Below are 24,845 nucleotides of genomic sequence, written 5' to 3'. Positions count from 1 at the left end.
TTTTCTTATACTATAAAATTGCCCTTCCACCCAAACGTTTTAACAGGATCTTTCTCCAGCTATCTGCTAGTAATTCACAATGTGCCAGGTCATTTGTTAAGCGCAGGTCATCTTTGTATAAATGCATTACTTCATTACAAGCAGCAATTGTCCAATTCGGATAAGGACGTGCCAACAATGTTAAATCAGAGCCAGCTTGCATATATCCTTCTTTTAAAACTCGGAAATACCATCCTGTTTTTCCGGTTTTCAGCATTTTCATAGCCATTTCTTTATCCAGGAAGCGCGTGTCCGACTTAGGTTGTGATACTTGAAGCACCGTATCTCCAACGGCATAGCTATCGCCAATGCAAACAGATTGCTCTCCCATTTCTAATACAGCCATATCTTCTCCCAGTTCTCCAAAGTCGGAGAATGGCGGATCTAATATGTCATTCCAATAGGTGTAATGCTGGATTGGGTAGCAAAAAATAGCTTTGTCTGGATTATCTGTTACTTTATTTCCGTCCAACCCTGTTTTCCCAACAAAGGTCTTTATCTCAGGATGTGGCGCAAACCTGTGCTTATCCCTAATAAATATTTTATGTACATAAGGTTCCTCCATTATGTCACCCGCTTTATCTATGGTATAGTATCTTTATTCTACGAGGAAATAATAATTTATTGGTTTTGGACAAGAAGACTCCATCCTCAAGCCTAGCTAGGGTGGAGATGAATTGTCTGGTTTTCCTGTATTAATTATAATGCGAACGGATGTGCGCACGGTTATTTTCTGATATAATAGGTATAACATTTCTGTAAGAAAGTTGTGAAAAATATGTACATTCACAAAGCCTATAAGTTCCGAATCTATCCAAATGCATTTCAAGAAGTCTTCATTACGAAGACGATTGGTTGCTCCCGTTTTGTGTTCAATCATTTTCTGCATCAATGGAATGAAGCTTACACGAAGACGGGAAATGGCTTGACATACAAGGCTTGTTCCGCCCAGCTTACACAACTCAAAAAACAATTGGGGTGGCTCCAAGAAGTGGATAGCATAGCCGTGCAGTCAGCGCTTAAACACTTGGCTGATTCGTATAAGCGCTTTTTTAAAAAACAAAATAAAGCTCCGCGCTTTAAGTCCAAGAAAAATCCTGTTCAGTTTTATACAACAAAGTGTACCAATCATAATATAGCAGTAGTGGGAAACAAACTCAAATTGCCCAAATTAGGTCTTGTCAGATTCGCCAAGAGCCGGGAAATTGACGGACGTATCTTGAGTGCTACGATAAGGCGCAATCCGAGTGGAAAATATTTTGTTTCGGTTTTAGCTGAAACGGAGGTACAACCGTTAACCAAAACAGGTTCTACTGTTGGAATCGACGTTGGTCTCAAAGATTTTGCCGTTCTTTCGGATGGAACAGTATATAAGAATCTGAAACATTTTCGTACATTAGCGTCCCGATTGGCAAAAGAACAGCGTATTCTATCACGACGTAAAGAGCTGGCGGTAAAGCAAAAACGAGCCTTACAAGACGCCAAGAACTATCAAAGACAAAAACGGAAAGTGGCGCGTCTCCATGAGCGTATCAGCAATGCACGGAAGGACTACCTGCATAAAATTTCTACTGCTATTGTCAAAAACCACGACATTATCGGGATCGAAGACTTGCAGGTGTCCAACATGCTGAAAAATCATAAATTGGCAAAAGCCATTAGCGAAGTGAGCTGGTCACAGTTTCGACAGATGCTAGAATACAAAGCGACTTGGTATGGAAAGCACGTGATAACCGTTGCCAGAAATTTTCCGTCCAGTCAGCTATGCTCCACACCGAATTGTGGCTATCAAAATAAAGCCGTTAAAAATCTCGGGTTGCGTCAATGGGTTTGTCCCTATTGCGGCGCACATCATGACCGAGATAAGAACGCAAGCTTGAATCTTAAAAACGAAGCGTTACGACTTCTAACTGCGGGGACGCAGGGATAGCCTAATAACATAACTTTCGGTTACGAAGGTGTTCTTAGGAATCCCCCACTTCAAACGTTCGTTAAGTGGGGGTCATTCAATAGAGTATAACATAGACGAACTGGAGGAATGTAAAATGTCTCAATACAAGAAAGCTATTTTTGCAGGTGGATGTTTCTGGTGTATGGTGAAACCTTTTGACCAGTGGGATGGTGTGCAGCAAGTCATCTCGGGTTATACGGGTGGGCATGTCGAGAATCCGACTTATGAACAAGTTAAAGCGGGCGACACTGGTCACTATGAAGCAGTTGAAATCTCTTACAATCCTGAAGTGATTTCCTATAGCGAAATACTAGAGTTATATTGGCGCCAGATTGATCCCACCGATGATGGTGGACAGTTCCAGGATCGTGGAGATTCCTATCGTGCTGCCATCTTTTACAGTGATGAAGAGCAGCAAAAAGAAGCAGCACTATCCAAAGAAGAACTTGCACAGAGCGGTCGCTTTAAAAAACCGATCGTAACCGAGATACTTCCTGCCGCAACATTCTACCCTGCAGAGGAATATCACCAAGACTTTTATAAAAAGAATGAGCAAGAATATAAGGAAGATCGCGCAAAATCCGGGAGAGATGAATTCATTGAAAAGACTTGGGATTAATCGAGAGGTGTTTGCAAATTCCGAAGATAGAACAAGCTTATTCCCTAAATACTCTATCGCGCTTCACGTGAGAATAGTATAATAGCCTTTATCTCGGTGCAACTAACAATTAGTGGGGGAAGAACAAAAACGCCCACTGATTAAAGTTTTACTTTATATATTTATAGATTAGGAGCGGATTTCTTGTTCAGTCGCGATTCTTTAACACCTTTAAAAATGCTTTTGTTTAGTTTTCATGCTACAAACACGATTATTCTGAGTTACTTGCCTTTATATTTAAAATATAAAGGGCTAAACGGTACTGAAATTGGTTGGGTGCTTGCAGTGGGGCCACTTGCATCTATCTTCGCGCAGCCATTTTGGGGATATATGAGTGATAAATACAAAACAGTCAAACGGATTATTCAGATTTGTATCATGGGGCTGCTTGTAACTAGCGTTATCTTTTTCCAGATGAACACCTTACTCGCCATTATTCTTATGGGGGCCATTTTCTATTTCTTTGTTACCCCGATTGGAGCTTTAGGAGACAGCCTAGCTCAACGTCGTGCAGAGCATTTTGGCGTTTCTTTCGGTGCTATTCGCTGGTGGGGTTCAGTTGGTTTTGCTACTTCTTCTCTGATTATTGGCGAAGTACTTACAAGAGTGGGAATAGAATATATGATCATCCCATTCCTATGCTTCGGAGTGCTTGCTTTAGTCGTGTCCTTTGGGTTGACCGATGTAAAAGTTGATTCCGAACCGGTTCAGTTAAGAGACGTTAGTGCCATTATTAAAAACAAGTCCTTTGTTATTTTCTTGTTACTTATTATGTTTCTAACGATTACACACCGGGCGAATGATAGTTATATCGGCCTTTATATTTCGCAGCTTGGCGGAAGTGAAGGACTCGTTGGGTTTGCCTGGTTTACTGGAGTTCTTACAGAGGCTCTGGTCTTTGCAACAGCGGGCATTTGGTTCCGTAAATACCATCCGCTAGTGTTTATCATTATTGCGGGTGCCATTTACAGTGTAAGGTGGTTTATTTACGCTTCCGTTGATAACCCGATCCATATTATTGGGCTACAATTCATGCATGGTTTAACCTTTGGGGTATTCTATTTAGCAGCATTCAATTATGTTTCCAGATTGATTCCAAAACTACTACAATCAACCGGACACCTTGTGTTTTTTGCCACTTTCTTTGGGGTATCAGGGATTATCGGTTCACTGGTGGGGGGATCTATTATCGATTCCCTTGGCGGTGAAACCTTATACTATGGAATGGGTCTCCTTGCTACCACGGGAACCATACTCATTACACTCTATCACCTACTTCCTTTCGGTAAAGAAGCATATGTGCATCAACGTGATCAATAAGTAGACGTAAAAAAATCACATTCGCTCGTGTATAGCGAATGTGATTTTTTCTTTTGCAGCCATTTCGTAACTAATTCAAGAAAATAAAGTACAGGATGAAAATGACGAACAGTAAATACATAATAGGGTGTATCTCTTTAGCACGTCCTTTTAATAGCATGGTTATCGGATAGAAGATAAATCCAATCGCAATCCCTGTCGCAATGCTGTATGTCAGTGGCATTGTGACGACAGTTAAAAAGGCAGGTACAGCAATTTCAAACTGATCCCATTCAATACTCTTTAAGGAAGATGCCATTAATACACCAACAATGATTAAAGCAGGTGCGGTTACTTCCGACGTTACAATACTTAATAGTGGTGAAAAGAATAATGCCAAAAGGAAAAATCCAGCCGCTACTACAGCAGTAAATCCAGAACGCCCACCAGCACCTACACCAGCAGTAGATTCTACATAAGATGTAGTCGTTGATGTACCAAGTGAAGCACCGACAACTGTTGCAGCTGAATCAGCAAACAACGCTTTACCAGCACGAGGTAGCTTATTATCCTTCATCAATCCGGCCTGGGTAGCCACTGCAACAAGGGTACCCGCCGTATCAAAGAAATCAACGAATAGAAAAGTTAGAATAACTACAAGCATTTCAATCGTAAAAATCTCTCCAAAATGCGAAAAGGCTTGTCCAAAAGTCGGCGCAAGACTCGGTACTTCGCCAACAACTCCTCCTAGCCCTTGTGGTGGAGAAATTAATCCAAAGATCATACCGACAATGGCAGTAATCACCATTCCATAAAAAATACCGCCTTTAAATCCTAAAGTTAATAAAATCACGGAAATAATAACACCGAACACAGCAAGCATCACGGTTGGAGAAGTCAGATCTCCAAGCGCTAACAGGGTCGCATCATCGCCGACAATAATGTTGGCATTTTGGAAACCAACAAACGCGATAAATAATCCAATCCCCGCTCCCACAGCCATTTTTAAGTTCGCTGGGATGGCATTAATGATTTTCTCTCTTATTCCTGTCAACGTTAATACAATAAAGATAAGTCCTGAAGCTAAAACCCCTGCAAGAGCTGTTTCCCAAGGGATTCCATATCCTAAAACAACCGTGTACGCGAAGAATGCATTTAAACCCATTCCTGGTGCTAAAGCGATAGGATATCTTGCTATGATCCCCATAAACAATGTACCAACGGCAGCCGCAATTGCTGTTGCCGCAAAAATAGCACCTTGATCCATTCTTGTTACCCCATCCGGTAACTGATCGACTCCTTCTAATGATAAAGTCGATGGATTTACAAATAAGATATAAGCCATAGCTAGGAAAGTGGTTAATCCAGCCATAAACTCTGTTCTATAATTTGTTCCTAATTCTTCAAAGCGAAAATACTTTTTCACGCCTCTTCCTCCTCTTTACATCAATCATATTTAGGAATAGAAAAACGCGCATGATCCATGACCAGGCGCGTTTCCTCTAGCAGAAAAGACGAACGTATAGAAAAGCGAGTTTTATCCCGCCGTCCACAAACGATTGCTTTTCTGCGTAGTCAGATCATTTACGGTGATCCGGTAGAAACTTTGGGCCCTATTCCCGAAATTATACGCATCTCTATTAAATTCATTCTTATCATACTAGGTCATTTGCTCTAAGTCAACCAAAAGCGAACAATAACTTTGATTAAAAGTCTATTGTTCGCTTTCGCAAGCCCTATACATATCTATATTTGCAGTTTACGCTCAACTAGTGTGATGGTCTCTTTTATAAGATCTTCCACTCATTTGGCAAAAAACATGATTTTTTAGAACGCTAACTAGTTAATGCTTATAAAATATCGTTTCTTTTAAATAGCCTCTCTATTTTTATGTAGAGTGAAATTTTTTCCACAAGTGTAGTTACAACAAAAACGATAAGTAGGATTAATGTAATAGAAGCTCCTGGCGGTGTACCTACTTTGTAAGAAACGACTAGACCACTAAACATCCCTATTAAAGCAAGTACTATTCCAATTAAAATTACCCCATTAAAACGATTACTTAAGCGCATCGAGATAGCTGCAGGTAGCACAATAATTGCTGAAACCAGTAAGGCTCCAACGATAGGCATCGTCACCGCAATCGTGATCCCTGTTAAGATATTAAACAACACAGACATCGTTTTAATCGGTAAACCGGCTGTGAAGGCTGTTTCTTCATCAAATGTTAAGATATACAATGGTTTGCGAAAAGTTAAATATAAGAGCCCAATCATAATCGTAAGGACAAATAACATCCATACTTGCTGTTCACTAATGGTAACAATGGAGCCAAATAAAAATTGGTTCATACTTAACGTCGCCCCGCCGTCATTTAATCCCATCAGTACTAATGCTAATGCCATCCCGCCCGACATTAAAATTGCGATAGAGATTTCCGAATACGTGCGATAAACTACACGCAAATATTCTAACACTATGGCAATCACGGACACCACTAAAATATTGGTAAACGTCGGGTTGACACCAATCAACAAGCCTAGTGCCACACCTGCTAAGGATACATGTGATAAGGTATCTGCCATCAAAGACTGTCTACGTAAAATTAAAAACAACCCTAATATAGGTGCAATGAATGATATTAAGAATGAGGCTTGGAAAGCTCTTTGCATGAATCCATGGAAAAACATCTCCAAGGTGAGTCCTCCTTCCTCACTAGCTCAATATGCTTGTCAGCGTAATGTCTAATCTCTTGATGGTCGTGGGTAACCATTAAAATTCCCTTCCCATGTTCACTACTATTGTGCTTAAGTAATTTATAAAATTCTTCTCGAGAATTCGTATCCATTCCTGTGGTAGGTTCATCCAATACAAATAAATCAGGGTCTGTTGCAAACACACGAGCAAGAGAAATCCTTTGCTTTTGGCCACCAGATAACTCCCCTATTTTTTTGTGACGCATCTCCCACATTCCAACTGAATTAAGGGAGCGTCGAACATGCTCCCTGTCATCTTTATCTAGCTTTTTAAACCATTTACCTCTTTGATAACGGCCAGATTGGACGAGTTCCAGTACTGTACTCGGAAATCCAGCATTGAAGGATGCAACTTGCTGGGAAACATATCCGATAACGAGTTTTTCCCCAAAACGGTTTTTAGGTGAAATCTGGACACTTCCTTTTGATGGTTTAAGTAAACCTAGAGTATTGCGCAGTAGTGTCGTTTTTGCTGCGCCATTTTCCCCCGTTAACATCACAAAATCTGACGCATCCACTTCAAATGAAATATTCTCTAATAAGTTTTACGGACGGTTGCTCCGGGATAAATAAAAAATATGTAAAGAAAGGTCGCTTAATGGTGCATTATGTTGAAGTGAAAAATCTTACCTTTCAGTATGAAGAAGAACCCCACTGACTGAAGTTTCACTTTATCCCCAATAAGATCTTAGTTTTTCCGTTATTTAATACTTAACTGTAAAGATTTTAAGTTCTGACGCATGGCCTCCACGTATCCTAAATCCTCATCTTGTAATTCTTGCGACAATACTTCTAAATCAGATAATGCTGCAGTCTCTGTCCCTGTTTCAGTAGCGACAGTTTCGGCAATTGCTGAATTAGCTCCCTGTTGATAATAAATTACTGGAACATTATGTTCCTCCACTAGGTCTGCGATTTCACTAATTCGCGATGGGCTTGGCTCTACTTCTGTGGATAATCCACCAATCGCGATTTGCTCTAAATTATACCGCTGTGCAAGGTATCCAAACGCTTGGTGTTGCACTACAAAGGCACGATTTTCAACATCCTTAAGCACATCCTGATATTCTTGATCTAATGTTTGCAGCTCTTCATTAAAAGCTTCTGCATTTTTTTCATAAATATCTTTTCCATCTGGGTCTGCTTCAATTAATGCATCACGAATGATATTAACTTGCTCTTGTGCCAATACTGGGTCTAACCAAATATGTGGGTCATGAGACTCATGATCATCAATAACAATGGACAATGGCTCCGATTCCGCATACGTATTATGATCGTCATCAAAAAGTACTGCTCTTACTTCAAAACTTTCTCCTGTTGTTTTGTACTCAAAGTGACTCGTTCCTTGATCAGATAATGCTTCCCATTCCTCAGCTTCATTTTCACGTATATACCAATGCCAATGATCATAGTTCACATCTTCTGAAAGCTCTGCTTCAAGCGTCACAACATCTCCTGTATGATAGTGATCCGCCAATCCAACAATTTCAACCGATTGAACACTTTCATGTTCATTACCTTGACTAGATTCTTCACTATCAGCTTGATCGTGATCATGTGTGTCTTCTTCGTCATTTTCGTGATGATGTCCATTATGATCATCTATCACAATTTCTATTGATTCTGATGCTGCATATTCATTATGGGAATCATCGAAAAGAACTGCTCGGAGCTTAAAACTTTCTCCTGAAGCCTCATATTCGAATTCAGATCCTCCCTGGTTTGGAACAGCTTCCCATTCCGCATCTGCATGTTCCTTTTTATACCAGTGCCAGTGATCATATTCTACGTCCTCATCAAGTTCAGCTGTTAATTCGATCATGTCACCAGTATGATAATGGTCTGCAACACCTTGAATGGTCATATTTCCATTAGATTCTTGATTTTGTTCTCCCGCATGAGCATGATCTGAACTTTCCGTATCAACTAAATCCACACCATCAGCTGTACGAGCGATCACAAGGTTATCATTTTCTACTGTGTTTAATAAACTCTCCACCCAATGTTCCATTTCTTCGCTGCTATATACAAAGACATCTGCTTTACTAACACCTGCTACGTCTTGTGCACTTGGTTCATAATGATGGGCATCTTCTCCCGCAGAAACCATTAGTGATACATCTGCTCGATCCCCTGCTACTTGTTGCGTAAATTCATACATTGGATAAAATGATGTTACAACAGATAACTCGCCATTCGTAGTACTTGCATTCTCATTTTGATTACATCCCAAAAGAGTGACACTCAAGATTAAACTAAATAAAATGATAACTAGCCAATTTCTCTTCATTACTCATTCTCCTAATATTGCTTTATGCGTAATCATTACGATTTATAAGCTAAAAAAATATTGTCTTCTTTAAATTCAGCTGTTATCTAACCTTCCATTAGAGGTTTACTGAGGTATATCACACCAATTAAATAATTAATGTGCTAGCATTTCCCGAACAATCCCATCCTTGTCTAATTCAGAAGGATAATACGTCGGCCAATTCGTAACTTCCTCTAGAAGTGCTTCACGATCATCTCCCCAATATAAATGAAAATGATGTGAATCTACTGGGAATATATCATGGTCACTAAATTGAATGTACTGCGGCATTTCATCTGTCCCATCAACTAATTCAAATATAAATCGAACACCTCTATTACCTGCTTCATAGGTAAGAATTTCGTACCCATCTGACTTGTATTCGCCTGAATATTCATCCCCATTTTCGAAAAATGTAACGTTGCCATCCTCAATAATGATTCGCTCCGTATCGGTTTCATATCCAATGGTGTAGTATTCCTTGTATTCTTCCTCTGTCATATCTCCATCCTCTGCTTTATGTTCAAACACTTCATCTAAATCTCCAGACAGAAGATATGGGTAAACCGATTGCCAGTCTCCTTCCCAATCAGATAATTCACGATCTTCTACTTGACTATCCTCAAAATAACCTTTATATATTTGTTGACTTTCTTCATCATGTCCATGATGATCATCAATAACGACTTCAACTGGTTCGGATTGAACACTAGGTTCGTGGTCATCATTGTATAGAACAGCTTTAATTTCTAAACCATTTACTGTTGCTTCACCCGTGAAAGCCTCCGATTCTTGCCCTGAAATAACTTCCCATTCACCTTCGCTTTCTCTACTGAACCAGTGCCAGTGATTCAAGTCCGAAGCTTCTTCCAATACTGCAGTTAGCTCAATTGTATCTCCTGTATGGTAATGATCAGCAACACCTTCGATTTCAACACCTACTGGCGCTTCCAAATTTTCTTCTTCATCTTGCTCATGGTCATGTTTCTCCTCTGTATGTACTTCTTGTTCTTCTTCCTCTGTTGCATTAACTTCCGCATCTTCCGTACCTTGACATGCTGTTAAGTAGATACTAATAAACAATAAGATTGATAAACTAGTAAGTAATCTTTTCATTTTCCCTCTCCCATTCTCTTATTCAAATCGTAATGATTACGTTTTGAATAGTATCACTATCTTAACTACTCTGTCAAGAACTTAACGGGTTAAATTTTATTAAAATCAGAATTTTATAATGTGCCTATTCAAACAACAACTAAACCTCCATATTAGTCACGCAGTTTTAAAATTTCAGGGAACAGCCAACTGTGTAAACGGCATGAAAACCTAAAAAAGATTCCAGTTATCATTCTTAATTGATAACTGGAATCTCTTTTTTCTTTAACAATAGTTTTTCAGCACTTGAGTCATTTGCTTCAGTTAACCTAGAAACACCACTATTGCATAATTTCTTTCACATACTGCGTAATTTCTTCACTTTGTTTATCAAGTTTGCTAATATCCTCGGTGAATTCGGTCATCACAGTGGACTGCTCATCCGTAGAAATTGAAATCTCTTCGATGCTATGTTTAAGGTTACTGATGCTGTCCTGTATTTCGGATAAAGATTTCCCTATTGTACCGACGGCTTCTTTCGTACCATCTGAAAGTTTACGTATCTCATCTGCTACAACACCGAAGCCAAGGCCTGCTTCCCCCGATCGAGCAGCTTCAATAGATGCATTCAAACCTAACAGATTTGTTTCTGCGGAAATATTTTCAATCAATTGGACAACTTTACTAATTTCTTCTGAATTTGCTGTAGCAATAGTGGCTTGATTGTTAATATCTGCGCTTGTTGCGGACAACTTGTCAGCTTGTGTAGCTACATGCTCTACTTTTCCTTGCAGACTGTTAATGATCCCGCGAAGCTCCAGTAATTCATCTCCTACTTCTTCCTCTTCTTGAAGCGTCGTGCTAATCATTAATGCTCCGATAATTTCACCGTGTTCATCTGTTAGTGGAGAGGACGAGCTTTGTATAGCAACACCAACATATTCTTTTGGAATATACTCATTTGTTTTTTCTCCAGCTATCGCCTTTATAAGCGCCTGATTTTCTTCTTTCATGGCAAAATCCCCAACTTTAACTCCTATGTCATAGCTTTTAGAAGGAGAAAAGTATATGTAATTTTCTTTATCTGTTACTGCAATAATCGTATTTTCACCGAGTATTTCCTTTAATAAAGGAGCAGTAGTTACCATCGCTTTAAGTGTTGGATGCATGTGTTTCATTCTCCTTAATTTTGATTTGTAATCTTTTTCATAGAGCTCACGATTTTTTTGCTTTTATTATCCAGGTTTTGAATATCGTCCATGAACTCCACCATAATTTTAGACTGCTCTTCTGAAGATGAAGATACCTCATTAATACTTAATGTAAGATTTTCAATGCTAGTGCGGATCTCACTTAAAGATTTGCCGATCGTTTTGACAGCTCCTTTTGTGTTGTCAGATAGCTTACGAATTTCATCGGCAACCACCCCGAAGCCTTTTCCCGCTTCTCCTGAACGTGCCGCTTCAATTGCGGCATTTAAACCAAGCAGGTTTGTCTGATTGGAAATTTGTTCAATCAACTGAACTACTTCCCCTATGTGTTTTGAATTATCATTTGCTTTGGTTGCCTGTTCATTAATATCATTACTTGTTGCCGATAATTCTTCGGCTTGTGCTGCAACGTTTTGGACTTTTCCTTGAAGACTGTCAATTACCTGGCTAATGCTTTCTATTTCTTTATCTAGACGGACTTGATGCTCTAGAGTTCGGCTTATGGATAATAGCCCAACGATCTCTCCATCATCCTCTTTGATTGGAAGAATATCTGTCACAACAGGAACACCAAAAATCGCCGGATCCATTGTGGCATCACTAATTTTTTCTCCTTTTATAGCACGAGCATATTGCTCAATATCAGGAATTGCGGGCGTTCCCACTGCTACATCAAGTTTAATCATGGTTGATGGTTCGAAGTACACAAATTTTTCAGTATCTATGATCCCCATTGCGGCGGTTGGGCCGAGGGTATCTTTAATAATAGGGGCAATGTTAACGACTGCCTGTAAACTGCTGTTCATAGTTAAACTCCTTTTTTACTTTTACATGATTTATCTTATATAATATCGGTTTTTGACAAAGAAAAGTGAAGAAAATTGTCGAATTTTGGCAGTAAGTTTACTGTCTCTTCGCATGAAGGAGGGATTTTTTATTTTAAAAGGCCTCCTTTTTTCACAATTAATGTGAAGAAAGGGGGTCTTGTTGTTGAAAAGTCTAATCGTTCTATTTTAAGAGTCTACTCCCACTCAACTTTAAGGGTTCGGAGTATGGAACAATATCGTTGATTTTAAAGGCTTTTTAAGGAATATAAAACATTATCATTTAGCAAAGTCAAATAAAAAATGAAATTTTGATGCAATATATGCAATCATTTTTCTAAGTTATCTCTAAAATTGATATCTCTTACAAAGGACACTTCATCTTGGGGTGTTCTTTGTTTTATATGGTTTTTAACATACAAAATATAATATTACTCTTCTTGTTTGTAAATAAGGCCGTTGATATAATTTAAATAATACTAAGCTCAGGCTATTAGGAGAGAAACTTAATGAAAAATGAAATGAGTGACTTAATTGCATCATTAAAAGTTTATAATGGTGTTCTAATAATGGGCGCAGGTGCCTCGTTAAAAGCTGGAATGCCATTATATGCACAATTCCCAATGCTAATGTGGAGGATAGTCGACAACCATCCTGAAATAAAAGAGGATTTTGGTGCACATACAGATCTTAGGGCGAGAGATATTATCGGAAATGATACTGATATGCTTATGGAAACATTTAAATATATATCTAAATATCCTGCCGCAATTAAAAGCTTTAAAGAGCAATTCAAACAACTTACATCTAAACACCATGAACGAGTTTCAGAAGTTCATGAAAATATATGTAGGTTAATTCATTCAGGCTACATTAAGTTAGTGATTTCTTTAAACTGGGATGACTTACTCGAATTATCATGGACTAAACTATATGGGACAGAAATAAATGGTGAATTTACACATTTAATAAAACCTCATGGAGACGTCAAAGATTTGTCTACAGAGTGGATTTTACCACATCAAACAGGTCATGTAAGTCAAAAGAATCACCAACAAATTAATGATGTATTGGGAGATGAAATTTATAATTATTTAATCTTAGGATATTCTGAAAGTGACCAGACAATCGTTGATGAGTTGATTAATCCTCAAGAGAACCAGCATTTATTTTTCAGAATTTCTCCAGGTAATCAGATTGATTTAGAAGCCAGTGAGGCAACTCAAAATCTTGTAGACAATTTAATTACGGAGAAAAGTAATATTTGGAAAAGAGTAGATTACACAAGTCAAAACGGAATGGAACGAGCACTACTTGGATACAGACTACTGGCTTCTGATGTGGAATCTAGTGCTAGACTCCCTCAAATTAATATAGCTCTTAAAAGACTTGAACAGACAAACTATACTTTAGTTCAAGCCGAACCAGGTTGTGGGAAATCAATTACTGCATATCAAATTGGTTATGATTTTCAGAAAAAAAATTGGGAAGTATTTCAACTTATCCATCCTATTGATGAAAAAAACATATCTAAACTTTTTCCACCGACTAATTATCAAACAATCTATATTATCGACGATGCCCAGCAATTTTCAATGTCTTTTATTGAACGGTTAATAACATCTTCTAGTGAAAAACGAAAGATAATTATTAATAGAACAAGAATAGAAGATAAATTTGCAAGAGAAAGTGTAACAATATCAAAAACTGACTCAGTCTTAGCAATCAAGGAACATTATTTAAGACATTCTGAAATATTGACTCCAATTCTTAATAAATATCATGACAATATTACCATTGGTAATTATTATTTCGATATTTCATTTGATAGATTAGTTGAGAACGCAGCAAAAGAAGATACTCCTTGGCTTTTTAATTATAACCTTTCCGGGGGATGGAAAAGGTTAAAAGAAAAGTTCTCAATTATTAAGGAACATAACAGAAGTGATCATATATTGGCATTAATAGCAATTAAACAAATTCTTCAGTTAGATAAAGCTGTTGATTATAACTGGCTATATCGATCTATAACTTCTTTTATAGATTCTGACTTTGATTTAGATAGTGAATTGCATTTTTTAGAAACCGAAGACTGTATTATACGGGATGGGGAAGATGTAAGAACTATCCATCTACAATTAGCTAGTGAAATAGTTCGCTTATACTATACGAGTGGAAATCGAGAAGAACGAGAGTATATAGTTAAGTTTATTCAAGATGACTCCCTAAATTCATTACCTAATCCACAGGGAATTTTATGGTTTTCAGACTTAACTTCTCCAAGTCATTATGATATAAATTTTCCATTATATTCTAATGAATTCAGTAAAAAATTAGTTACCTGTTGTCTTAATGAAATAACTCCAGAAGGCAAAAGAGATGCCTTACTATTATTAGATAAAATTGATAGATATAATAAAGAATTTGGTTATAAGTATCTATTAAATGAAGAAAGACAGAAACTCATTAGTATGGTTGAAAATGTTAATCTTACTACTCTATACGCAAGTGGACGTATGTTCAACAACATGTATAATCACGATAAGTTAGCACAAAAAAAGTTCATTTCAGAATTAAATTTAAGCCATTTTTTTGAACTAGTACCTACTTTAACAATTAACGATTGTTTCCCATTGAGCCATTTCATAGATAGACTTCTTCTAAATATGGATGAAGAGTGGCGAATTGATTTTATTTCTAAGCTTCCTATAGTTTATTTAAAGAGAATGGTTAAATCATCTAATAATGAAGAAATATGGGCTACTTCTGATCTTTGTACCACTATTTGTGTAGGGAATATAAATTTAGTAGAAGAGTTTCTTCCACTAATTTTTGACAAAATAACAAATGCTTTTCACGTTTCAGTGTCAAAAACTTTAGAACAAATTGATAACAATTTCTTCTATGTTTTCTTTGGCAGAACTCTTTTTGAAAGAAGAGATCTGAACGAGATAGAACAGCAGTGGTTACAACAGTTTGCAAGTAAAATTAACTATGATGATATCGTAAGAGCATTTAATCAGAGTAAACCTAAAGAATGGAGAAGTTTAATGGAACTTTTGGAAGATCTTGAGAAAGTTGATGCTGATAATGTTGAAACTACCATAAATGAAATAAATTTAGAACATATAGAAACACAGCTTAAAGGGCTATGGGGAACACAGCGAGAAGATCTCTTACTGCTCAAATTCTTATCATATTACAGACCAAAAGAAATTGATGATTTACTATTCAATCATAGAGCTGAATTTAACCGTCTAAATGCTCCTTATGTGACAGTTAGTGAAAGATCGGTTATTGAATTCATTACATCAGGAAAAGAAGTACGCTTATTTAGTGAAAATTCTAGTGATATTTTGTTTGGTGCTGAAGCAATCACTTATTATGGAGAAAAAAATAAAGAGTTAGTATGCACAATATTAGACCATAATAAAGAAAGAATTGCTGATATTTTCTTACTAATTGAACCAATTAATTGGGAATCTGCGGGGGTTTTCTTTACTGCAATTGCAGAAGTTTATCCCCAATTTATTAAGGAACTATCAGACGAAGTAGATTTAGAAAAAGTTGTTGAAACTAACCGTATTTACTTTTCGGAAAAACGTTTGACTAGAGTAAACTACAAAGGTAATCGCTCATTTGACAATGTAAATGGTTTTAAAGAAATACTTCACTTAGTTATTGATCATTCGGATCGAGTAGACTTAATTTCTGAACTCCAACGATTATTGGACCTTATAAATGCTGCAGAGCATAATTTACCAAAGAAATATACAACATTATCTATTGAGATATAGAACTATTAGTTAAATAAGTTTTAGATTCATAGTCATTAGTGACTAATTTCAATAGTTTTATAAATATAAAAAGTAAAAATGAGTTTAATAATGTGACATCACTGTATTAAGACACTTCACTTGAAGTGTTTTTTCATGGAAAAATTTAACTGCAAAACACCATTTCCCTAATATGCTACATCTCGGAGATATCACAAAAATAGACGGCGGAAAAATACCGCCTGTTCACATCATTACTTTTGGTTCACCTTGCCAAGATTTATTAAATATAGGGAAACGAGAAGGTCTTACGGGAAGTCAATCCAGTTTATTTTACCATGCAATTCGAATTATTGACGAAATGAGGTGTGCAACGAATGGAACATATCCAGTTATCGCTGTTTGGGAAAACGTCGTGGGAGCTTTTTCATCAAATACAGGTTGGATTTTAAAGCCGTGCTGGAGTCGTTCACAAAAACCGAAATACCAATGCCTACTTCTGGAGTCTGGGCAAAAGCAGGAATGGTCCGAGGGAATGATGTTTATATGTGCTGGCGCGTGCTGGATGCCCGATATTGGGGAAAGCCCACACTTCCTCAAAGAATAAGACGTATCTTTCTCGTGGCAGATCTTGGAGGAACACGTGCCACAGAAATACTATTTAAAAGTCTGCAATCGTTTTTTACGTCTTAAGGAAAGAGGAGGCTCTCCCCCTATTACCAGTAGAATATCTACTCAAAAAGCAAGGGGGAAAATACCCATCGTCCGACCCTTTCAAGAAAGAAGAATGCGAAGTACGGATAAAGAAAAAATTGAAAAAGGGTTCCTAGGAAGCTTTGGAAAAACCAACGATTCTTTCTCCATTTTGATAGCGGAATCAGTCAATAACTTTTCTTTCTGGAATGAAGATGAAGAAAAAGAAGGCTATATCCGACAACTTACTCCATTAAAATGTGAACGTTTAATGTATTTACCAGAGAGATGGACAGCCCTTGGCTACAAAGACGAAGCGATAAAGTGATTATGCTAGATACAAAGCAATTGGAAGTGCTATTGCCCTACCGTGTGCTGAATATATTATGGCTGGTATTACAGAAGTTTTATAGATAAACAAGCTAATGCCTGACAAAGATGTCAGTTTTTTATATTTGGAGACAAATCAAGTTGTCTAAAATGCGAACAGATTATCGCAGCATCAGTTGAAGATGGTTTAAGAGGAAGGATTAACATAAAAATTTCTGATGAAAATGCAGCTAGATGGAATGGATATCAACATATAAAACGAAAGACATAATATATAATGATACAATGTATTAAAGAATGGGGGCTACTATAATGAACCTGTTAGATATTTCTAGAAGACAACTTTTATATGAATTATATGAATCTAAGAAAATGATATATAGAATACTCAATTTACCAGTAAAATCTCAAAGTTTAATTGCAATGTCTATCTCGCCTTTTCTATCGCTATTGTGTGATGGGATTGATAATTTGTTTAGTGAAGAGAATTCCAAGCTTTCGGAAAGCTTAGGGTTAATTGATGAAGTAAGTTTTACTAAATTGATGTCTCAGAATAGAGCAAGCATTAAACTATTAACAGATAAAAAAATTTCAAATGCTATTAAGATAATTGATAAACAACTCTTAAGTTTTAATAATGCACTAACGAAAGATTATAATATATTACAAAAAGGATATGTCTCAATATTCGGTCAACCAGATTTGGGTGTTTATTATTATAAGGGAGTGGCTTTTGCAAATACAAGTCAATTATCAATTTATCAAGACATGTTTAGAAAGATAACTAATGATGATATTACTGATAATAGATTAGGTCCAATTATTAGAGATTTTAGTGAGATTCAATCTTCTTACATTAAGACCTTTACTTCACAAATAGAGGGAAATTTATTGCCAAAAATTGATTCTGAAAAATGTAAGGTGAATATTATTGATAGTAATTTTTCAGAAAAAGATTTTATTTTTTTAAATGAAGCAAAAAGAAATATTTTTATGAATTCTGACGATAAGAATTCTACATTATATCTTTTTAATTTGAAGTGCCAACTATCTTTTTCGTTAAAAATAATACCTCGAATTATAGAAAGGGATCACTCTTTAAGGTTTAGAATAGAAATGATAGTATATTATCAATCTGTAAAAACAATAGAATTTCTTATCAAAAAAAATAAGTTTCCGTTTAATAATATAACTAAAGAAATCATAGATAATATGCTTATGGATTCCCACCGTATTTTTCTGGATAATAATTTAAGAAGTAATATATATCACTATAGGTTTTCCGAAGATAATGCTCAGATGGAGATGACAAATGATTTTTTTATTAGTATGGTAGAATTTCAAACTCAGCAAAATTTTAATGATATATTCAGTATTATAGAAAATGATATGGAAAAATTGATTGAAGTATTAGATGAAATAACTAGTTTAATTTAGTCGTTCGGTATCAAATAGAGTACCGAACGCAAACTAAGGGCCTAGAAACGCTGAAGTAACAACGTCTTAGTTCTTGATTTAGGCTATTGTCACTCATGTTTTCAGCGTTATGTTTGATAAAAAATTATTATTACTAGTTTCAAATTGATATCATTAAAGATAAGCCTTAGAGACCTCAAAAAAGAAGGGTTCTAAGGCTTTTTTCATTTTACTACTCCCACTCAATTGTAGCAGGTGGCTTGCTCGTTACGTCATACACTACTCTGTTGATGTGCTCAACATCATTGACCAGGCGTGTTGAGACTCTCTCTAGTACATCCCACGGAATTCTTGCCCAATCGGAAGTCATGCCATCGATTGAAGTCACGGCACGAATACCTATCGTGTGATCATAAGTCCGGGCATCACCCATTACGCCAACACTCATAATGTTAGGAAGCACGGTAAAGTATTGCCAAATATCACGGTCAAGGCCTGCAGCAGCAATTTCCTCACGAAGGATTGCGTCAGATTCACGGACAATTTTCAGTTTATCCTCTGTTACTTCGCCTAAAACTCGAATAGCAAGTCCCGGTCCTGGGAATGGCTGACGCCAAACAATACGATCAGGAATCCCTAACTGGGAACCTAACTCGCGTACTTCATCCTTAAATAGTGTATTCAACGGCTCAATTAATTCAAATTGCATATTTTCAGGCAATCCGCCAACATTGTGATGGGACTTAATGGTTTGAGCAGTCTCTGTACCACTTTCAATAATATCTGTATAAAGGGTTCCCTGTGCTAGGAAATCCATATTTTCTAATTTCGCTGCTTCATCATCAAATACATAGATGAATTCGTTGCCGATGATTTTCCGTTTTTTCTCTGGATCATCTACACCTTTTAGCTTAGATAGGAATCTATCTTTCGCATCTACTTTGATAATATTCATATTGAAATCATCCGCGAATACTTTCATCACATCATCCGCTTCATTTTTACGAAGTAGACCATGGTCAACGAAAATACAAGTAAGCTGATCACCAATTGCTTTATGAATTAATGCTGCCACAACGGAAGAATCCACTCCGCCGCTCAATGCACATAAAACATTACTGTCTCCAACTTTCTCCTGGATTTTCTCTATCTCCATTTCAATGAAGTTTTCTATCGACCAGTCTCCCTCACTCTTACATACTTCATAGACGAACTGTTTTAATAAATGATTACCATACTCTGAGTTACGCACTTCTGGATGGTATTGTACACCATAGCGTTTCTTAGATGGTTGGCTCATCGCAGCAATAGGAGTTGACGGGCTCGTTGCATCCGTCTGGAAGGTTTCTGGTACTTCGATTACTTTATCACCATGACTCATCCAAACTGTTTGCTTCTCTGGTGTATCTTGAAAAAGAACTGGCTGATCTTTTATATCTATAAGCGCTTTTCCGTATTCCCTATTTTTAGCCTTCTCGACTTTTCCTCCGTAATGCAATGCCATTAATTGCATTCCATAACAAATACCGAGGATTGGAATATCGAGATCAAAAATCCCTTGATCACAGCGGAAGCTATTTTCATCATAGACACTGTGTGGTCCACCGGATAGAATAATTCCTTTCGGGTTCATGCGTTTAATCTCTTCTGCTGTCAGCTTATGAGAATGCAGTTCACTATAAACGCCAATCTCCCGAATTCTTCTCGTAATTAGTTGGTTGTACTGGCTCCCAAAATCAAGAACTAGAATCATTTCATTGTTTTCCATTTGCTGTCTCCTATCTTTAGCAATATTTTAGAACTCGGTAATAGAGGCATTCATTAATAGAAAAAGCCCAGACCTCCAGCTTCCCACAGCTAAAAAAAGCTGCAAAAAGGCAGAAATCCCAGGCTTTTTGTACACGTACCTATAGAAATTCTGCCTTCATAGTCAGAGCATTTACGGTACTCCGGTAGAAACTTTCGATCCATATTATCGAGGATATACGAAAGGCATATATTTATTCAAATTCGTTTAATACTCCCTTATTCTACTAACCTTCAACAGACAGGTCAACCTAATATTCGTTTTATTAAATCTTTCCATAATTGCGTCAAATCACGTCCTTGAACATGACTGTACTCTTTTTGGTACAGCATTTGCTCATAACGGGAGGTTAACTTTTTCATGTCGTCTGTATGATAGGCATTATCTACCTGTTGTGCATACTCTCTTAACGTCTGATCTGGTTGTTTTTGTACGCCGTGATGGTTTAATAGTTTAATTAGAAAATGATAAGCATCCTGGAATCCTTGTGGCCCATCTGTTCTATCTAATTTTGTTGCAACTAGCTTTGCTTGCCAACGAAATCTCTTTCGATAGCCAAGGATTAACAGTATACCAAGTACAACGGCTACTACAGTGAAGAATATCCAATTGAATTGGAAGAAAGAATTATCGTTGTCATTCGACGCACTTGCTGCTGTTTCGTCCTCTTCTTCTACATCCTGTTCTGGCTGTTCTTGTTCTTCTTGTTGTTCAGGAGTTTCAGGTGCAGTCTCTTGATCAAGCTCGTCATTGTTATTCATTTCTGTCTGAAAGTCAGTAGGATTGGAAAAACCTTGTGTTGGTTCAAAAGGAACCCATCCGATTTCAGGGAAGTAAACCTCTACCCAAGAGTGGGCATTTGCATTTGTTACTTCGTATAGGTCTTGGTCACCGTTTCGACCAATGTTGAAATTCTTCACTTCACCACTAGTAAATCCTTTTGCCCATCTTGCAGGTATATCCAGTGAACGCAATAAAACGACCATAGAAGTCGAGTAATTATCACAGTACCCGACCTTTGATTCAAATAGAAATTGATCTACATAATCCTCGTCTTCCTCAGGAATAGGAACGTCCGTTGTTTGATAGGCATAACCATTTGTACCGAAATACTGTTCAACCGCTTTTACTTTCTCATACCTTGTATCAAAAGCATCAGTGATTTCTTCTGCTAACTCCCCTACCCTGTCAGGAATGTCGGGGAGTCGCGTATATTTATCATCAAGGAAAGGATCATTATTTCCAGCTTCCCTTAAATCCGTTAACGAAAATGTTGGCTGCTCATAAGTAATCGTATAGTTGTCAAGGCTAACTACCTCATTATTAATTCTTGTTTGAATGGAATTACTCACCACATCATAAAAGAAATCAGCTTCTGAGAGTGTGCTTGCGCTGTAAATTCCATATGGATGAACTAATTTATTAATGGAGGACTCGCCCATGAACTCCACATGGGCCTCCCGTGCTTCAGTTTCTACACTTGGCAGGAAGGTACGTGTTAGCTCCCAATTGAAATCATCGAGCTGATTATAATCGGGAGGTGCAGAGGTCTCCCAACCTTTCCCAGTATATACATCCTTGCTCTCAATATGCCAATAATGGTCATCCTCGGCAACCGCTTCGAAAACTGGTGTATAATCCTGCACAAAGGATCCACCTAGTTGTGAGTCATCTTCTCCGTATCCAACCTTTTGGACCCCGCCTTCAAAATTTCCAGCATTTTCTGCTGTACTTTTAATAAAAGGCACCGGATCTGGCCATTGCGGGGAAAACTTTGGTGCAGCAAATCCAACTAATGTGGAAAAAAGGACCATGGAAATCAAAGGAAGTATCCAAATAGGATTTTTCCTCATCTTTTGAAGCCGTAGCGACTCGCTGTTTAGTTCTTTCATGAGATTCGCCATCCCTAATGCGATAAACGATAGGAAAAATATGCGAACAATAGCCATACCACCATCATAAATGGTAAACGTATCGAGTACGGTTAAATATACAAAGGTTAATAGCACAAATAAAAGGACGCGCTTCATTACAACAAACCAATAATGCAACAAGTAGCTCATCAGCCAAATTAACAGGAGGAAAAGTCCGCTACGAAATAAGGGGGTAAGTGCATACCACTCACGCCCGAAAAGTGCTGTTAGGTTATGTGCGACATCCTGTAATACGAGGGAAAACCACTCTGGTGACAGGAAGCCTGGACCTGCAAACAACAAATTTAACGCAACTAGCATGCCAAGTCCTTTTAATAGAAAGGAAACCCACCATCTAATCTGGAATATTGAGATCAAAAAGCAAAATACAGCATAAAAAACAAATATGCTTAGCCCAGTTGTATCTGTAATATCCCCAAGTGGATAGAGCCATTCTAAAAATAGAAAGAAACCACAAAGGTACAGAAGAAACATGTAGAAAAATGATTTTTGCTCTGTAGTTTTTCTCATATATGGCTCACCTCTAGAGGATTCGTTGCTAGTGCAGACGCAGATAACACACAGAAAGAGATCCCTTCAAAACGATACTTTTCTATTGCATGCCGCTCTGTTTCTGAAATATTTCCAGTGGTTGGTACATATAAAACAACGACGCGCTTCATTCGTTGCTTCATTTTTTTGACCGTATCACCAAAAGCCTCATCAATATGACTTGTAAGCAATATAACAATACTTCCGCTGTCCAGCTTAATTAGCTCTTCCTTTAATTTTAGAGGAAAAGGCTTGCTTCCCTCTGGTTGGAGTCTGGTCAAGTGTTGACGCACTAACTCTTTTTTTGTTGGTTCATTGTGCACAGGAACGTGTACAGTTTCTTCCCCAATAGTAAGTAAGCCTACTTCTGTCCCTTGTTTATACAATTCATCCATAAGTGAAACCGCCAATTCCAACAGAGCTTCATAGCTGATATGGTTTTCGTCATCGTAAAAACAGCTATCTAGTACGAGTAAAATCTCCGTACTTTTTTCCTGTTCAAATTCCTTGGTAATCATCGTATTTTTCTTAGCAGTCTGTTTCCAGTCAATCCAGGAAAATTTATCACCAGGCATGTATTCTCTAACCCCTGTTGCCACATTTGTATTTTTCAAATGTAAGGATTGGGAAGAGACAGACCCTTGACCATAACTACTAATTTGTTTTTCCATCTTCACTGGTCTTGCGTTCGGGTAAGCTATTAACTGTTCTTCAACCGAAAAGACGACTTCTTTTTTCACCATTCCAAACACATCACCTGTTCGTATTCGGATATCGCGAAGCGGATGTTCCCCGCGTGGGATTTGTTTCATAGAATAGGTTAATGTAAATTCTCTTTTAAAATATGGAAACACAATCCTCTTAATCTCTCGTTTACTTAATAGCTTCTCAGGGTTCTTCATGAAATGGAACTTTTCTTTGCGGCTATCGATCCGATGAAGCGAGGTCGGAAAAACTTCCTCGCAAATGCAATAATATAGCGGAAAAGGAAAGGGACGTTTCACATGGATGGTGACGTCTACCCCATCCCCTGCTTGTATGACGTGACGGGATAAGCTCCTCGACACCTTCCAGTTTCGCATCGGGTAAAGGAGCAGGCCGATATGGTAAATGCCAAATGGCAAAAAAGCATAAAACAAAAACCAGCTCACAAACCCACCCTGAAACATTGCATATGCAAAAAGCGAAACCACTAGAAAAAGTATAAACGCAAAATTTCCGATGAACTTAAGGTTTTCCTTCATTAAGTAAATTCCTTCCGAATCGGGATATGCACGTTTTGCACGATAGATTCCAATATTTGCTCACTTGTGGTGCCATCGTATTTTGCTTCTGAAGTTAAAATAACGCGATGGGCAAGTACGTACGGTGCAAGATATTTCACATCATCGGGAATAACGTAACTTCTTCCGTGGATATAGGCATACGCCTTAGAAGCACGCATCAATGCAATCGAGCCACGTGGGCTTACGCCTAGGTATATTGCTGCATTTGCCCTTGTACTTGAAACAAGGTTAAGAATATAGTGCTGTACGTTTTTATCTATATAAACTTGTTTAACCTCTTCCTGAATATGAACTAACTCTTCACGAGACATAACCGCGCCTATAGAGTCAATAGGATGGTCTCCGGCAGTTCGTTCCAGCATTTCTAGTTCTTCTGCGAAGGTCGGGTAACCCATTTTAAGCTTTAAAATAAAGCGGTCCAACTGGGCTTCAGGTAAAGGATAGGTTCCTTCATATTCAATAGGGTTCTGTGTTGCCATAACAAAGAAAGGCTGTTGTAGAGCAATGGTATTCCCATCAACGGTAACGTTTTTTTCTTCCATTGCTTCAAGGAGTGATGACTGTGTCTTTGGAGAGGTACGGTTTATTTCATCTGCTAAAATAATGTTGCCAAGTATTGGTCCACCACGAAACTCAAATTCAAGTTCTTTTGGGTTATAAATAGAGATGCCTGTTACATCTGAGGGTAGTAGGTCTGGAGTAAACTGGATTCTACGAAAATCACAATCCAGGGATTTTGCCAAGGTACGCACCAACATCGTTTTGCCTACGCCCGGAACATCCTCTAGTAGAACATGGCCTTGTGCTAGTAAGGCTACTAGACTTAACGTTGCAGCTTCCTCTTTCCCTATCATAACCTTTCTTATATTATCGAGTACATCTCCTATTCGTTGGTTATAAACATACGTTTCCTGCATCAATTATG

The 24,845-nt window shown here is 37.6% G+C and carries 17 protein-coding genes, 2 pseudogenes and 2 riboswitches; of the genes and pseudogenes, 7 read left to right on the top strand and 12 right to left on the bottom strand.

Translation table 11 applies throughout. The features are described from left to right. Window positions 1-10 precede the first annotated feature (10 nt). Complete coding sequence (locus BN988_RS13210) at window positions 11-604, bottom strand: MOSC domain-containing protein (RefSeq protein WP_051557939.1); 594 nt, start codon at window positions 602-604, stop codon at window positions 11-13. Between the two features lie 213 nt (window positions 605-817). Here BN988_RS13210 and tnpB point away from each other — a divergent pair, with 213 nt between their 5' ends. From tnpB to BN988_RS13195, 3 genes are all read left to right on the top strand, one after another. Then, window positions 818-1,969, top strand: coding sequence for an IS200/IS605 family element RNA-guided endonuclease TnpB (gene tnpB / locus BN988_RS13205; protein WP_036577247.1), 1,152 nt, complete (start codon window positions 818-820; stop codon window positions 1,967-1,969). Window positions 1,970-2,084: 115 nt separating this feature from the next. Continuing rightward, window positions 2,085-2,609 (top strand): peptide-methionine (S)-S-oxide reductase MsrA, encoded by a 525-nt coding sequence (msrA, locus tag BN988_RS13200; protein WP_036577246.1) that lies wholly within the window; start codon window positions 2,085-2,087, stop codon window positions 2,607-2,609. Window positions 2,610-2,792: 183 nt separating this feature from the next. Then, window positions 2,793-3,968 carry an MFS transporter gene (locus BN988_RS13195; protein ID WP_187120250.1) on the top strand — a complete coding sequence of 392 codons (1,176 nt, stop codon included), beginning with the start codon at window positions 2,793-2,795 and terminating at the stop codon, window positions 3,966-3,968. A 70-nt stretch (window positions 3,969-4,038) separates the two neighbouring features. Here BN988_RS13195 and BN988_RS13190 read toward each other — a convergent pair whose 3' ends face one another. From BN988_RS13190 to BN988_RS19445, 7 genes and pseudogenes are all read right to left on the bottom strand, one after another. Then, window positions 4,039-5,373 carry an NCS2 family permease gene (locus BN988_RS13190; RefSeq protein ID WP_036577245.1) on the bottom strand — a complete coding sequence of 445 codons (1,335 nt, stop codon included), beginning with the start codon at window positions 5,371-5,373 and terminating at the stop codon, window positions 4,039-4,041. A 126-nt stretch (window positions 5,374-5,499) separates the two neighbouring features. Beyond that, a riboswitch (purine riboswitch) is annotated at window positions 5,500-5,600 on the bottom strand. A gap of 197 nt (window positions 5,601-5,797) precedes the next feature. Next, window positions 5,798-6,643 carry a metal ABC transporter permease gene (locus BN988_RS13185; protein ID WP_036577244.1) on the bottom strand — a complete coding sequence of 282 codons (846 nt, stop codon included), beginning with the start codon at window positions 6,641-6,643 and terminating at the stop codon, window positions 5,798-5,800. Then, window positions 6,589-7,245 (bottom strand): annotated as a pseudogene (locus BN988_RS13180) (metal ABC transporter ATP-binding protein); the annotation flags it as partial. The gene BN988_RS13185 and the pseudogene BN988_RS13180, both read right to left, overlap by 55 nt. A gap of 158 nt (window positions 7,246-7,403) precedes the next feature. Then, window positions 7,404-8,996: a metal ABC transporter solute-binding protein, Zn/Mn family gene (locus tag BN988_RS13175; protein WP_036577243.1), complete on the bottom strand. Its 1,593-nt coding sequence runs from the start codon at window positions 8,994-8,996 to the stop codon at window positions 7,404-7,406. 135 nt (window positions 8,997-9,131) lie between these two features. After that, on the bottom strand, window positions 9,132-10,133 hold the full coding sequence (locus BN988_RS13170) for a ZinT family metal-binding protein (protein WP_036577242.1): 1,002 nt from the start codon (window positions 10,131-10,133) through the stop codon (window positions 9,132-9,134). 320 nt (window positions 10,134-10,453) lie between these two features. Next, entirely contained in the window at window positions 10,454-11,281 is an 828-nt protein-coding gene (locus BN988_RS19325) for a methyl-accepting chemotaxis protein (RefSeq protein WP_051557937.1), read from the bottom strand. A 14-nt stretch (window positions 11,282-11,295) separates the two neighbouring features. Continuing rightward, window positions 11,296-11,628: pseudogene (locus BN988_RS19445) on the bottom strand (methyl-accepting chemotaxis protein); the annotation flags it as partial. Window positions 11,629-12,656: 1,028 nt separating this feature from the next. Here BN988_RS19445 and BN988_RS13155 point away from each other — a divergent pair. From BN988_RS13155 to BN988_RS13145, 4 genes are all read left to right on the top strand, one after another. Further along, on the top strand, window positions 12,657-15,944 hold the full coding sequence (locus BN988_RS13155; RefSeq protein WP_036577240.1) for an nSTAND3 domain-containing NTPase: 3,288 nt from the start codon (window positions 12,657-12,659) through the stop codon (window positions 15,942-15,944). Between the two features lie 172 nt (window positions 15,945-16,116). Continuing rightward, entirely contained in the window at window positions 16,117-16,530 is a 414-nt protein-coding gene (locus BN988_RS19230; protein ID WP_231495237.1) for a DNA cytosine methyltransferase, read from the top strand. Between the two features lie 180 nt (window positions 16,531-16,710). Then, a complete protein-coding gene (locus BN988_RS19225; RefSeq protein WP_231495236.1) occupies window positions 16,711-16,944 on the top strand; it encodes a hypothetical protein in 234 nt (77 codons plus the stop codon). A gap of 314 nt (window positions 16,945-17,258) precedes the next feature. Then, a complete protein-coding gene (locus tag BN988_RS13145) occupies window positions 17,259-18,383 on the top strand; it encodes a hypothetical protein (protein WP_036577239.1) in 1,125 nt (374 codons plus the stop codon). A 211-nt stretch (window positions 18,384-18,594) separates the two neighbouring features. Here BN988_RS13145 and guaA read toward each other — a convergent pair whose 3' ends face one another. The 4 genes from guaA to BN988_RS13125 all read right to left on the bottom strand — a co-directional run bounded on the left by guaA (window position 18,595) and on the right by BN988_RS13125 (window position 24,837). Further along, entirely contained in the window at window positions 18,595-20,130 is a 1,536-nt protein-coding gene (gene guaA / locus BN988_RS13140; protein ID WP_036577238.1) for a glutamine-hydrolyzing GMP synthase, read from the bottom strand. A gap of 139 nt (window positions 20,131-20,269) precedes the next feature. Then, window positions 20,270-20,371, bottom strand: a riboswitch (purine riboswitch). 43 nt (window positions 20,372-20,414) lie between these two features. Beyond that, window positions 20,415-22,613, bottom strand: coding sequence for a transglutaminase TgpA family protein (locus BN988_RS13135; protein WP_036577237.1), 2,199 nt, complete (start codon window positions 22,611-22,613; stop codon window positions 20,415-20,417). Then, a complete protein-coding gene (locus BN988_RS13130) occupies window positions 22,610-23,878 on the bottom strand; it encodes a DUF58 domain-containing protein (protein WP_036577236.1) in 1,269 nt (422 codons plus the stop codon). The genes BN988_RS13135 and BN988_RS13130 overlap by 4 nt, the downstream gene beginning before the upstream one ends. Further along, window positions 23,878-24,837: an AAA family ATPase gene (locus tag BN988_RS13125; RefSeq protein ID WP_390620604.1), complete on the bottom strand. Its 960-nt coding sequence runs from the start codon at window positions 24,835-24,837 to the stop codon at window positions 23,878-23,880. The genes BN988_RS13130 and BN988_RS13125 overlap by 1 nt, the downstream gene beginning before the upstream one ends. Between the last annotated feature and the right edge of the window lie 8 nt (window positions 24,838-24,845).

This window comes from Oceanobacillus picturae, from assembly GCF_000612865.1.
Classification (GTDB): domain Bacteria; phylum Bacillota; class Bacilli; order Bacillales; family Amphibacillaceae; genus Oceanobacillus_B; species Oceanobacillus_B jordanicus.
This window is presented reverse-complemented; position numbering and strand designations above follow the sequence as displayed.